Raw genomic sequence first — 15,200 nt, forward strand, 5'->3', positions numbered from 1 at the left:
GCAATATTAGTTGGAAGAAATCAATGTGATTAATTTCACAATGTAACTTATTTTCACAAATCATTTAATTAATCTGTAGGGGCATAGGAATTTAAATCTCATAAATAAATAATAATTGAACAGGAAAAAATTATCATTATTATTGTTATTATTTATACATAATATTTTTACAAATCAAAAGGATAAAACAAAGAAATGGAAAAAAAATCATCATCTCATAAAAACCAATCATCTTCATCAGTAATCGATTTACAAATAATTGATAAACGTTCAAAAAGTGAAATTGAGAAAGAAATTGAAAATTCAATCAAAATTCCCAAAACATTTAGCAAAAATTCCTTAAAACGTCTTATTGAAGTTAATTGTCTTCGCCAAACCTTTCTTTACCTCCCAAATTCACCATTATGGCGGAATCCAGTGGAAAAACCAGAACCTCGGATTCCAAAACGAGCAGGCTCAGAATTTTCCATGAAACAAGGACATGAATATGAACAAAAAATTTATTCACATCTTTCTACTCTTCCTTTTTGTTTATGCATTAAGAGTAAAGTTAACAAAATGATCTTAAACCGAAATATAACACCAGAGTTATTTAAAAATCTATATTTTCTTGCTCAAAAAAATAATTTGGATGAATTCATTATTTTGGAAGGTGAATTTGATACAGGTGAAGAATTTTTTGAAAAAATCTTCTCTCCAAAACATCCTCAAGATCCACTTCCTATAAAATACTCAAAATTTCGTCCTGATATAATTACAATTCAACGGATTATTTCACAAAAAAACCAATCTTCAACGATTTTAGCACTTAATGAATTAGGTCTCCAAAAAACTATTTCAATTAATCAGAATTCGCCACTATTCAAAATATCCATCATCGATATAAAACACATCTCAGAAAATAATATTGGAAAACCCCATTTTATAGAAATTCTTTATTACATGCATGCAATGGCATGGTATATTCATTCTCATGCATTGGATGATATGTATTTTGTTTCATTGGAAGATAATGGGATTTTACCCTTAATAGATGATAACTTAATAGTACAAATAAATAATATTGAACATATCAACTTAAATTTAGTTAAGGTTGAATGGAAAAACCTTTCCCGATTATATAAAAATGCGATTAATGCATTTAAAGAACTTTGGAAAAAAGCACCATGCAATATTAATTCAATACCACTAAACATTCAACCACACTGTGGGAGTTGTCAATTTTTAAATGATTGTATAAAGCGTTTAGGGGTTATAAATGGAAATCCTCCAAAAAATTGGTCTTTAGAATTAATTCCATACACCAATCCTTCTGTAATTATGCAAATGAAGGAGTATGGCCTAAAAACAATTGGTGATGTTGCTAACAAACTTCAATCAATTCCGATAGGAACAACACCACAACCACTTTATGCTGAGATGCCATTTCTTCAAAATAGAGCAAAGGCAATTATCCAGCAATCACCAATTTATCCATCTACAGGGCGAATATATAGTTATGCTATACCCAAGTATTCTTCTATGAATCTTATTTTTACTATAGAGTCAGATCCTTTAAATGAACGCGTTTTTGGAATTGGTCTTCGACTTGAAATGATGATTGCAAAAAAATCTAAAAATTATCCTTTGTTTCATCAATGGTGGAAAATTTGGAAAGAATCTCTGACTAAGAATATAAATCCCGATAAAATTCTTCAAGAATTACAAAAGAATAATCCATTTTACAATAAGTTCCCGCTTAAAGCGATTGAGTCCTTACATTATATTATAAAAAATATCATTCCTTTAGAGATAACTTTAGAAGGTCAGCCAAGACCAGGAAAAAAACCTTATCAGAGAACGAAAGTAAATTATGAATATAACATTGTCAATCAAAGTCTGAAAGATCCTAATGATGAATTAATAATGCTGTTAAAAATAATCGACAAACTTATTGCGATTATTGAAATATGCACTATAATTGAAAATTACTTGGTGTATGAATATAGGGTTATAATTAAAAAGAAAAATTTTTTTCGGAAAATAAGGTTGCATCTATCTATCTATTACTGGGCTCAAGATCAAATAGAAAATATGCGCGATTTGATGGAACGAAATTTAGATAAGTTGTTAAATTCATCTGGTTATCATCAAAAATTACTAAAAATCATTCAATTCTTTACTCCAGCAGAATCGGAAGTTTCTCATCCTTATCAGCACAATAAATTATACGATCTTCTCAAATTTGTTGAAAGTGTAATTGGATTCCCTTCTTTAATTAATTATACTTGGCATGAAATTGGAAAAGAGATATTTAATACAAAATTTAAGCAAAAATTCTGGATAACTCATTTCAATTATATGGATTATCAAGTTTGGTATGAATTTTTAGAAACAGAGGACCCTACTTTAAAAAAAGAGCGTGAAGAAGAAATTAAATATCAATTATCAAGAAAAACTAAAATAATTAACTTAATCAGAAAAAAGTTTCAAGTAGAAGCTACAGAATCAATCCCACTTGAATCAAATCCTGTTTCATTAGATTCATTTTCTCAAGTATTAGTTCCTCAATCTTTTCATAAAATTGCTCATCTTTGGTATTTTTTTGCTAGACTAACAGGTGCTATTGATGAACTTGAAAAAGAAGAAATAAGAACTATGTTTCCTGAGTACAGTATCGGTAAGCTAAATGCAGCTGAAGTTCAAAATCTCAAATTCATCCAAACAAATCCCCAAAAAGATTCATATTATATTTTTGAAATTAGAGATCTGTCAAGTAATATGAAATTAAAGGAAAAAGATAGGATATTACTAATCCCAGATGAAATGAGGGATAAAAAAATTGGAAATTGGATATATAATTGGAAATTTTCTATAGAAAGATTAATTTGGAATTCAAAAATTAATGGTTTTATTATCAAAACCTATCCACATAATGTTGATTTATTCAAAAATTATCAAGCATTTGTTTCTAAACCAAAAAGCGAACCGATATGGTATATTTTTCCTTTACCCTTAGATGTCTGGAGCAATAAACTATATAAAGGTAATGGAAATGGATTACTTGAAAAACATCATTTTGGAGATAGTTGGTTAGGTTCACTTCTTGCTTATTTGTGGGGAATTGATTCACAAACAAACATTTCATTTCCATCATCATGGAAATTTCAATTACCAGAAATATATCTGTTCTATCCAAAAATATTATCTACCCTTCCATTTGAACCTAAATCATATAAACCGATAACAAAGGGTAAATTTCCAAATTTACTATCTAAAGCTTATCCAAAACCAGATCTCTCTCAAAAAGAAGCAATTTGTTTAGCCCTCAATTCTTATATTCATGCAATACAAGGTCCTCCCGGAACAGGAAAATCGCAAACAATTACAACATTGATTGATGAATATATTTGTAGAATTAAACAGAAATTTGGAAAAAACATCCCAATAAAAATATTAATTACTGCTTTTTCTTATGCTGCCATTCGAGTTTTGATTGATAAAATTCGCTTAAGTAAAGATCAACTTGGAAATCAAACTCAAGCTGCTTCAATGCAATTAATTTTTTTACATTCTGAAATGATAGAACCAATTGAAGATATTCCCGGATTACCACATATTGATGATCTAACACATAAATCAGGGGGAGGATGGCTTTGGAATGGACAAAAAAGAATTATAACTAAGAAGAAACCTTTGCAAAATGTTCTTAAAGATAAATTCATCCTTTTTGGAAATGCACATCAATTGTATCATATTCCAACTTGCACAATCCCACAAATTTCTTTTGATTTAATAATTGTGGATGAAGCGAGTCAAGTGCCTACAGATCATTTTTTAGCATCTCTACAATTTGTACATCCGAGTATTCTCTCGATTTCACCAATATCCTCTTTGAATTCAATAAAAAATGTACCTTTACAATATTCAGATGATGAGATTGAAGAAATTAATTCAAATGAAATCACCCAGATAGTTATCGTTGGTGATTATTTTCAATTACCTCCTGTTCAACCAGTAGAGCCCCCGAAAAAAGTTGAACAAATATTGGGAAGTTTATATTCATATTATGTCCGTCATCACGGAATTTCTCAAACTCAATTACAAATAAATTATAGATCACATCCTGATATTGTAGAGTTTACAAGACAATTGTCTTTATATCAAAATTTAAAGGCACATTTCAAAGCAATTAAATTATCTTTATCAGGTAAATTACCATCTTCATCACCTAAATGGATTGAAGAAGTATTCAAGCCAGAACGGGTAGTTTGCACAATTATTCACGAGTACGATTTTGAGATAGCCATCAGTCCTATTGAAGCGTTTCTAATTAGTAAAATAGTTTTATATTATTGGAAATCTCTTAATATCAAGACAGTTGACGAAGAGAGAAAATTCTGGTTAGAATCAGTTGGAGTTGTTTCTCCCCATAATGCACAAGGGCGACAAATTCTCAGACAAGTTTTTCTAGAAATGACAGATAAAAAACATCGCCTAACACTCTTGTCTGATGAAGAGCTAATGAGATGTTTACAAGCAACAATTTATTCTGTTGAGAAATTTCAAGGTTCAGACAGAGATATGATTATAGCTTCAGTTGGAATTTCGGATAAAGATCATTTAAAGAAAGAAGAAGAATTTATCTACGATTTAAATAGATTTAATGTTTTAACATCGAGAGCAAAACGAAAACTAATATATATTTGTAGCCGAGCTTTTTTGGAGTATATTCCTCATGATAAATTACTAATAAATTATGCCGCTCAAACATACAAATATGCATTTGAATTCTGCAATCAGGAAAAAACATTATTCTTTAAGAATCATTTGGGCTATCAAGATTTTTTCTATTTCAGATGGCATGAATATCAAAATTCTTTACCAAAGGAAGTTAATCCTTTTTCCACTTTTTACTATGATATTGAGTTCATCAAGCAGAAAAAACTATCAATTACTGCAACCTCACAAAAGTTTTTTTTGGATATAATTAAATCTATTCCAACAAAACAAGTATCAAAAATTTTTCTTGATAATGGAAAAAAGATAAAGATTGAAATGGATATTAATAACCCAAAGAGAATTGCAAAAATTTTACCTATACCGCAGAAATTTCATTATATATTTTTCAATTCTACTTTAAATTCAAAAACAAAAAACATATCAGCAAATAAAATAAAAAAAACATTAGCAGATAACAAATCTACAACTATTGCAAATAACAAGAAAAATTTGCCTACAAATAAAGTTTCATCAAAAATAAAATTAAAAAAAAGTGAAAAAAAATCAGAAAAGATCAAGAAGAAATTACCAGAAAAAAAATTGTCGATAAAATTACATGATACTGACGATGATCTTTTTTAGATAGATTTTACCTTATAATAAACCTTATAATAAAATTAAAAAATAATTAATGAGCAAATATTTTTACTAAAATCTTGTATAATATATCAATTATATGGTGTTTCTTTATGAAATCATTTAAATTTATCCACATGGCAGATACACACTTAGGAAATGTACAATATCACCTTTTTGAGCGATTTCGTGATTTTAATCGTGCGTTTAATGCAGTTTTACAAAAAGCTCTTGAAGAACATGTCGATTTTATTTTACATTCAGGAGATTTTTTTAATTCAAATCGAATTAACCCAGAAACGTTGTCTGCATGCTATTTGATGATAAAGCAATTTCAAGATAAAGCCTTAGAACTTTTTGGACATAAAATTCCAATTATTGTAATTGAAGGTAATCATGATAAACGAAATTATTTTGCAAAACGTTCTTGGTTAAAATTTTTGGCAGATTTAAATTTAATTTCATTATTATCAATTAATTTCCAAGAAAAAGATAGCACGGGAATTTTCCAGCCATATTCAGCAAAAAAGAAAAGGGGGAATGTAGTATCCATTGGTGATGCAAGAATATACGGTATCCCTTATTATGGTGCAATTACAAAAGATTTACTCCCTAAAATCTACAATTCTTTACCTTCAGAAAATGATACTTTTAATATTTTAATGATGCATTTTGGAATTCAGGGTCAGGTAAAAGGTAAATTAGGATTTGAAATAACACCTGAACTAGAAATAATTCATGAAAAAATCGATTATTTAGCATTAGGACATTATCACAAATATTATTCACTTCCAGATAAAGATTCTTGGATTTATAATCCTGGATCAACAGAGATTAATACTCCAAAAGAATTATATGGAGACAATGGAGAACCATTTCAAAGAGGAGTTCTTTTAGTTGAAGTCTTTGGAAAAGAAACAGAACAAAGACGAGTTCAACTTATTGAATTTGAAAATGGAGAGAATGAAGATTTTAGTACTCTTCCAAATAGAGCATTTTATAATGTAAAAATGAATGTAGAAGGAATCCCATTAAATAATTTTGATGATTTATCAGATTTTATTATAGAACAAGTAAAAAGGAACGGAATTCCACTCCTTTCAGGAATTACACGGAAAGATTTGAATTTTCGAGATCTTAATCTTCCCTTTGTATATATATTCATTTTTGGAACAATTCCCTTTTCAAAATTAGATTTAAATTTCTCCAAGTTGCGAGAAAAAATACTAGAAACCTTTCAAATTTTTGAAACACGAATTTTCGCACAAGGTTTAGCTTCAGAAATGGATGAAATCTCAATTACAAAGAGTAAAAACCGCACAATTAATGATATTGAAACAGAAATTTTCACAAAAATAATTTCAATTCATCCAAAATATCAATTATATACTAATGAAATTGTAAAATTAATGAAAGATTTAAAGAAACCATTGTTATCAAAAAAAAGTGGAAATTCTGTTTTTCATGAAATAATCACATGGTGGAATTCTATTTTTCCAAAGAAAAATGTAAGAATGAATTTTCATAAAGATCAAAATACTTTAGCGGATTTTTTGCCTAATTCATTAAAATCAACACCATCTAAGACAGAATATAAAGGAGAAAAAATAGATGAAGAAGAAGTCAACAATGATGAAAAAGATGAAGAAGAATTCGGCGATGATGGCATTGATGAAGAACAAGTTGAAGAAGAATTGGATAATAATTATGAAAAACTAAACATTGAAGGGAGGTAAAAATAAATGATTCAAAAAATACAATTAACCAATATAACAACTTATAAAGACAGTATTATAGAATTTAGACCAGGTATAAATTACCTTATGGGAAATAATGGATCAGGAAAATCTACAGTTTTACAAATGATTGGTTATGTTTTATTTGATTTTTTACCAGGAAGAAATCAAAAACAATATGTCCGAATTGGTGGTAAAGAAAATTTTGGAGAAATAAAATTATGGATTTTAGGTAGGGATGAAGAAGAATATATGATTTATCGAACAATCGGTAAATCTAAAAATGAATTATCAGTTACCCACACACAAACTGGATTAGTCTTAAAGGATATAAACTCACTACAAAATTTCCGTGAATGGGTCCATTCAATATTAGGAATTCGATACGATTTACCCTTAAAAACAATTTTTGAAAACGGAATTGGTGTTCGACAAGGAACTTTTACAGAACCTTTTTTACGAAATCCTACAGGAAGAGCCATTGTTTTTGCACCACTATTGAATGTCGATATTTATTCAAAACTTTTCAAAAATTTCTTACATACAATTAAAGATTTTGAGAATGAAATCCACGAAAAAGGGATTCAGAAGAGCGGTCTTGAAGGGGAATTAAAAATTAAGCCAGAATTAGAAGAAAGAGAAAAAGAATACTCAAAAAAGATAAAAAAAATGAAAAAAGATATACAAATGCTTAATTCAGAGTGGGAAAAAGTGCATAAACACTTTGCTGAACTTGAAATAATTAAGGAAGACATCACAACAATTCAAAAGAATATTGATATTTTAGAGCAAGATATTTCGGGACAAGAAAAACTGCAAAAAGAACTCTCAATTAGTCTTGAAGAAGCAAAAAATGCTCACGATATTTGCTTGAAATCAGAGGAAATTTATCAAAAATATATAGCACTTGAAAAGAAAAATAAAGAACTCTCTTCCAAAATTCGTGTTTGGCGACAAAACAAAGATAGATTATTTAATTTTGAACGAAAACTGGCAGAATACCAAACTCAAAAGAAGCAATTTGATAAAGAGATTGCCAAAATTGAAGAATTAAGGGCAGAGCTTCCAAATTTAGAAAAAGCACATCAAGATTTCGAAATTTATACGCAAAATGCAGAAAAACTTCGAATACAGAGAGACAGAATCTGTGAGAAGGAAAAATTATATGCTCAATTAAAAGAAAAATTAAGTTTATTAAATATAATACCAAAAAAACTACAAAAAGTCAAAGAAGAATATAAAAACATTCAAAATCAAATACAAGAATTAGAAAAAGTTGAAAATTTAGTAAAGCAAAACCAAATTAAATTGAAAACCCACCAAAATCAGATAAAAGAATTGGAATCATATATCGAACAAGCAAATAATGGAATTTGTCCTGTTTGTGATCAACCATATAATAACCCTCATAAAGATCTTAAAAGTTATTTTGCAGAGAAAATCGAAATTCATAAAAAACACATAAAAGAATTATCAAGTTTAATTAAAAATCAAAATACAAAATTAAAACAAGAATCAGTATTACAAAAACGTAGAGATCGTTGTCTCGAACTTATAAGTCAATTTCAGGAACAAATTGAAGAATTAAAAAGGAAAGAAGAAGAATTAAGTGAAATCAAACCAATCATTGATACAAAACCATCCATTCTAAGTCAATTATCTAAAATAGAACAAAAAATCGAACAATTGAAAGATCAAAGCCAACAATACAATTTTATATTAATGAAAGTCCAAAAAGAACTTATTAATAAGCAAGCTTCTGCCTATAAAATTACTGAAGCAATCAACAAATTAATGAAAAATATGGAACCTATTAAGCAAAAAGTCGAAGAAGGTAATAATTTGGAGATAGAACAAATTGAGACTCAAAGAACATTAGAAAAATACAAATCTTCTTATGATCTATATCAAAAAAATCAAAAATTGGCCACTAAATTGCCGATAATCAAACAAAAATTGAAAGAAAGTAGAAAAAAGTTAGAACTCTCTATAAAAAATCGAAAAGATTATTCAATCAAGCTTAATTCTCTATTGAACAACTTTAACGAAACAGAATTTTCTGAAGTAGAAAAACGTAAAAATCAAATTCAAACAAAATTGATCCAAAAAGAAGAAGAATTAAAACATTTGAAATATGATTTAGAAGATCTGCAGAGAAATCTAAGCGCTTTAAGAATAAAAGAAAAAGAACTATTACAAATAAAGAATCAATTAGAAAAATTAATAGAAATCAAAGAATTTTCAGAACTTTTAAGGACTTGGTTTAAAGAAGCAGGCCCAAAAATAACTGAGGCTTTGATAGCTAATATAAATCAAACAGCCACTACAATTCTAAGACAAATCAAAGGAGATTCAAATTTGTACATTGAATGGCAAAAGGATTACGATGTTATTCTTCAAAGTGAAAAAATTCCAAAGAGAAACTTTTCCCAACTCTCTGGAGGAGAACAGATGGCTGTAGCTTTAGCAATTAGACTTTCTATTCTCAAAATATTAACGCAAATCGATTTTGCTTTTTTTGATGAACCTACAACGAACCTAGATGAATCAACTCGCAGAAATTTAGCTCAAAGTATCCAAAACGTTCGTGGATTTGAACAAATCTTTGTAATATCACATGATGACACTTTTGAAGAATATGCAAACCATGTTATTCGACTCTCAAAAACAGATGAAGAAGAAACAAAAATTGAAACATTAACGATTTAGCAATGAATTTAACATAGATTTGATTAAAATGACTGGCATTTAAAAAAGGAAAAAATTGGTCAATTTTTAAATAATATATCACTAAAAACTGATCAAAGAGATAAATACTCCTAAGTGAGTGATTCTGTTTCATCTGTTAGTTGTATATTGAAAGGCCCAAATTCTACTGGTTGAAATATTGGGTTTAGTGAGAAATCCCATAATAAAACAATTGGATATGATATTGTCAATCTTGTAATATGTTTTTTCCAGAAAATAAAATCAATGCTGGTTGTTATTTGTGCCCATGCAAAAGGTTCGAATTTTATATCAAAAGACTCAATTACAGGCTCTCCTGGGGGAGGGGAAGTATTAATAACAACACCAAATGAAAAATCTAGACCTATAGCAAGAGCTGCAATTTCCCAATCCCATATTCTAGTTATTTTAAGCCCACCTCTTATTTCTATAATTACATCTTGTGTGGTATATATATATTTTATTGCCAGAGAACCATAGATTTCTAATCCCACTGATTTAACATATTTTGCCCCTGGTATTTTTTGTTCTTTAAATAAATCTTCAAAATTAATTTTTAAAGCAATCGACACCTCAGCATATGTCAATTGGATCGAAACTGCAAATTCTCCTGAAATTTTGTTATCTGGATCTCGATCAATATCTAATTTTAGAAGATCTGGTAATTCAACATCAGCAAGGGAAGGTAAAATATAATTCCACAAGAAATTAACACCTTCATCTTCTTGTTGAATTTCAGGGGGCCTGGGTAATGACATTGCATCTAATGGATCTGAAGGATATGTTTGATCAAACAATTCTTCATAATTAGAATAACCATCACCATCAAAATCTTCTTCTTGATCGTGTATACCATCTAAATCTGAATCAACAGATGATGGATTTAGATTCATTTGATACTCCATTAAGTTATTTAAAGAATCTCCATCCTTATCATTTAAAGCATCATTAAAAAGAGGATTTAAACCAAAACTGATTTCAAAATTATCAGGTATACTATCAGAATCAGAATCATAGTTTCGTGGATCGGTGTTATATATCATAATTTCTTCATAATCATTTAATCCATCAAAATCAGTATCATTAGATATTGGTATAGTATTATATACTAAGACTTCATTATAATCATTTATTCCATCAAAATCAGAATCAATTTCCTTAGGATTAGAAGCATATCCATAAATAGCAATAATTTCTTCACCATCAGTTAAGCCATCATTATCGATATCTGGATTGGTCGGATTGAGATTTAAGGTTTCTTCATCAACATTTAATAATCCATCTAAATCGAAATCATATATATAATTCAATTTGTGAGGAAATATTGACCTTGTTATATTGCTCAATCGTATATCGTCGTATTTTTCAGTTGCAGAAATTTTATTTTCATTAAATATATTTCCTGCAACTAGTGAACATGAATCTTTATATGGATCATAAAACAATCCATGAGTATCTGATATTTTAGATCCTTCTTTAAAACCATTGATATAGAGTGCTTTTCCATTTTGTCCGAATGTATATGCAATATGATATATATTCCCAACTTCAAAATGCGTGGTACTATAAATTATTGAATCAAAATTCAAACCATTTTCGCTCATTGTTGCATAAATCCTACCATCACTACAAAAACCAATAATCATTGACTCATATAATATCGGAGTAGGATATCCAATAGAATATCCACATTGTAAAATTACAGCATCGGTAGATATTGAATAAGGTTGAAAATATAATTCAATAGTTCCTTCATTATAAAAGTCATAGTATCTCCAAAATACGTAATCATTATTACTTAACTCTAGTGAGTTCGTTCCTGTTATTGCATCTTCAGTTAGTAAATCACGGAGAGGATCATGAAATCCTTCGTTGCTTAAAATAACATCATAATATTCATGTTCAAAGTCAAAATCTACTAATATTTGGGTATGTGGAACAATTGGTAATGGATAAAAGTCTGTAGCATCATATTTTACATTACTAACTCGAAAATCATCGACATATCCTATTGCACTTCCCTCAAATTGAGTCAGAGATCCAATATTTCCAACTCCACAAGCTGTGTTTGCAGGAAGTCCCCAAAAATTTGTGGTAGACACAGTATCATCAATTTTTCCATTTAGCCATAGCGTTGCACCAGTTGAATCAAAAGTAAATAAAATATGATAAAAATGTCCTATAGTTAATTCTGTATCTCCATATAATGTACCCACTCCATCGATATAAGCAACCAAATAACCATCAGTCGAAAACCCAACAAATAATTCTAATTCACCATCAAAATTCGCCGCCCCCATAATAATTGACCAATCGGTTATTGCTTTTGGTTGAAAAGAGCATTCAAATGAACCTTCAGAATAAGGAGCAGAATAACCCCACGGATAATAGACTTGAGCAAAATCATTCTCGTCATCCAAATTTAAAGCTTGATTTCCAGACACTGGATCAATTACTGTATATGATATAGCAGAACTGCTAGAATATGCAGCATCATGTCCTTCATCATTCAAAGACCCTTCAAAATGGAACATATGCATAGTTTCTGAAACCACATCAAGATGTGTAATTTCTTTCTCTCCATTAGGATCCCAGTAATTAGTAGGATCAGAATTATAGATAGTAATTTCATCATAATCACTAATTCCATCATCATCAGTATCCGAATCCAAGGGATCTGTAATAAAGCCGTCAGAACCTAATGTCACTTCTTCATAATCACTTAAAAGATCATCATCACAATCAGGATCATTATCACTTGTTCCATAAATTGCTTCATTATTTATTGGCAATCCATCTTTATCTACATCATTATCATAGAAGAAGGTAACAATCACATAGTCAATAGTATATTTATATTGATTATAAATCACCATTTTATAGGTATAAGATATACTTTGTCCAGGATTTATCGAGGGAAAATCTGCAATATAATTTAAAGGAATATAATCATTCCAATTTGACCAATATTTTATTTGGACATAACCATTTCCTTTATCTTCATATAATCTTGCATTTGTTAGTGAATTATCTCCAAAAACATAAGCTTTCCAAGTCAAAGAAGTTAAAGAAGTAACTGTCCTATCTGCTGGTCGAACAACAAAAGTCGGAGAATAGACAATTCCACCACCAGGAATAAAAACAGCAGAAGCACTTTGAGGAAAAAAATTCAAGCAAATAAAGATAACTATTGCAATCTGAACTGATTTCCATTTTCTTTTTATTATTTTTGTCATATTAGCACCTATAATTTTCTTAAGAAATAACCTTCTTTTTTTTTCAAAATTACTTCTGAAATCAAAATAATATTGATTGAAAATATTTGGCTGATAAATTACCTAACCATTTACTCTCTTTAAGGTTAATATTTAATAAAAAAAAAGGATATTTAAATTCAGTGATGGTGAAATTTATTAAAACACTCTTTTAGAAAACAAATTGTTCTTGTTTAAGAATCAACAATCTTTAAGGTTATAGTTCCACCGACTCAAATTGTCAACAATTAAGTACTGAAGCAATTTTTAAGGAAAAGGAGAATATATAATTGACAGATTATGTCATCTCTTACGGGAGCAGCGATCTCTCAATCGACCATCCCAACTTTCCTTCAAGATTTATTTCTCAGCGGAGAATTTAAACCTTATGTCGAAAATTAAATGAGTCAAACAGGAATCGCGAAAAAATTCAAACCTAAACTTTATTCGCTCAGATTTCATTCTTGTTAATCTTTATGCGATGGTGACTAAGCAATCTACAATATATGCTTCAGAATTTCTTAATAATTATTTCGTCCGATATTTCTACAAAGAAATTTTTATGAATTTAAAATATATTTATAAAGACTATAATAACAGTCTTCAAGTTTATAACTATACCGACTTAAATCGCCAATAATCGAGAACCGAAACAGTTTTGAGGGGAAAGAAGAATATTTATTTGAAATAATATGTCTTCTATAACAGGAGTGGCGATTCCACTATCGACAATCCCAACTTTCCCCAAGGATTAATTTCTCTATGGTGAATTTAAATCTTTTGTTAACAAATTAGTTGATCAATCTGAAATCGCCCAAAAATTTCGTCCAAGATTGTATTCATACTATGATTACATCTTGGTCAAACTATACGCCTTAATTACTAAGCAGTCGACTGATTTTGCCTCAGATTACTTGAACAAACTTTTTACCAAGCATTATCAACAGAAATTCAAATTAAAAATGAAATTCTATAGCGATGGGGTTCGTAAACGGAGATTAGTGCCTCATCAAACGGAAGTCGATAAATTTTTCAGAAAATTATCAGAAAAAGATGTTCATTTTATATTCGGAAACATTCTAAATCGTTTAAATCAAGAGATTCGAAGATTAGGTATATGGGGTTCGAAGATGCGTCTACTGGTCGATAACACGGAATATCCATACTCTGGGAAACCTAAACCACCATTTGAGGTGGAAACTCATAAACAACAAGGAACCCGTAAATCTAGGCTCTTTCAAGGCATGGTACTTCACGGATGTGGTATGACTTTGTTTTCTGAGTTTCGATTGCTTCGTTATAAACAATACAGGGCAAAACATATAGGACTTTTTGCGAAATGGCTCAAATTTCAAGGATTTAATCTGAGCTACGCATTAATGGACCGTGAATTTTACCGCGCCTCGCTGATTAAAGAACTAAAAGATCAAAAGTTACCAATTCTAATGCGTGCTAAGAAATTTCAAAAAGTAAAGAGCTATTATGAGCAGCTTTTACTCGGAAATCGAAAATTAAGCGACATTTATCTATTTTCACAAGCTAAAAAAACTAAACCATGGCCGAGTTCGGTTCATGTGCACTTAGTTTTAACTGCACATGGGAGTAAATCCGCTTTACAAATTCGTGAAAGATTTCGAAGAAATCAGATTAGTTTTGATAAGGCAGTTAATGAAATTGAGGGATTTTTCACTACTCTAAAACCTCGTAAAAATTTGGCGCGATGGAGCAGATGGCTTTCACGAACATATAAAAAACGGTGGTTTGAAGAGACGGGATTTCGCATGCTGAATTCCATTCATGAATCTTTCAGAAATCATCATCCAACTGTGTAATTAACTCAGTTATATCTACGCGCATATCTTTTTAATTGTTAGCAATTTTACCGCAAACAACAAATTAAAAGCGGCATAAAAATTTGGAAAACAAACTTAACTATGTATCAATCAAAGTTGAGAGCATACATTGAAAAGGAAATGCAAGAAAGTATAAGAGAAAAAGTGTGGTTTTTACAAAAAGAAAAAAGGAGGTTATTCTTTGTGAGATAAATCATAACCTTAAAGACTGATAAAAAAAGAAATATATAAAAAAATATTTTTTTAGATTTAGATCTATGGATTAATTTCATTACGTTGTTTTTCAAGTTCAG

Annotated in this window: 6 protein-coding genes; 4 read left to right on the forward strand and 2 right to left on the reverse strand. The window is 29.4% G+C overall.

Translation table 11 applies throughout. The features are described from left to right. Window positions 1–195 precede the first annotated feature (195 nt). The 3 genes from ACXLDF_RS13000 (at window position 196) to ACXLDF_RS13010 (ending at window position 9,782) form a co-directional block, all read left to right on the forward strand. Complete coding sequence (locus tag ACXLDF_RS13000; RefSeq protein WP_457558962.1) at window positions 196–5,343, forward strand: DEAD/DEAH box helicase; 5,148 nt, start codon at window positions 196–198, stop codon at window positions 5,341–5,343. A 107-nt stretch (window positions 5,344–5,450) separates the two neighbouring features. Further along, window positions 5,451–7,073: a metallophosphoesterase family protein gene (locus tag ACXLDF_RS13005; RefSeq protein ID WP_457558963.1), complete on the forward strand. Its 1,623-nt coding sequence runs from the start codon at window positions 5,451–5,453 to the stop codon at window positions 7,071–7,073. Window positions 7,074–7,079: 6 nt separating this feature from the next. Continuing rightward, window positions 7,080–9,782: an AAA family ATPase gene (locus ACXLDF_RS13010; RefSeq protein WP_457558964.1), complete on the forward strand. Its 2,703-nt coding sequence runs from the start codon at window positions 7,080–7,082 to the stop codon at window positions 9,780–9,782. A 110-nt stretch (window positions 9,783–9,892) separates the two neighbouring features. Here the strand turns inward: ACXLDF_RS13010 and ACXLDF_RS13015 are convergent, their stop codons facing one another. Both ACXLDF_RS13015 and ACXLDF_RS13020 read right to left on the reverse strand, forming a co-directional pair. After that, window positions 9,893–13,036: a LamG-like jellyroll fold domain-containing protein gene (locus ACXLDF_RS13015; RefSeq protein WP_457558965.1), complete on the reverse strand. Its 3,144-nt coding sequence runs from the start codon at window positions 13,034–13,036 to the stop codon at window positions 9,893–9,895. A gap of 643 nt (window positions 13,037–13,679) precedes the next feature. Further along, window positions 13,680–13,802, reverse strand: a complete 123-nt coding sequence (locus tag ACXLDF_RS13020; RefSeq protein ID WP_457558966.1) for a hypothetical protein — start codon at window positions 13,800–13,802, stop codon at window positions 13,680–13,682. 109 nt (window positions 13,803–13,911) lie between these two features. Here ACXLDF_RS13020 and ACXLDF_RS13025 point away from each other — a divergent pair, with 109 nt between their 5' ends. After that, window positions 13,912–14,886, forward strand: coding sequence for a hypothetical protein (locus tag ACXLDF_RS13025; protein ID WP_457558967.1), 975 nt, complete (start codon window positions 13,912–13,914; stop codon window positions 14,884–14,886). Window positions 14,887–15,200: the final 314 nt, after the last annotated feature.

It is taken from the genome of Candidatus Harpocratesius sp., assembly GCF_054039255.1.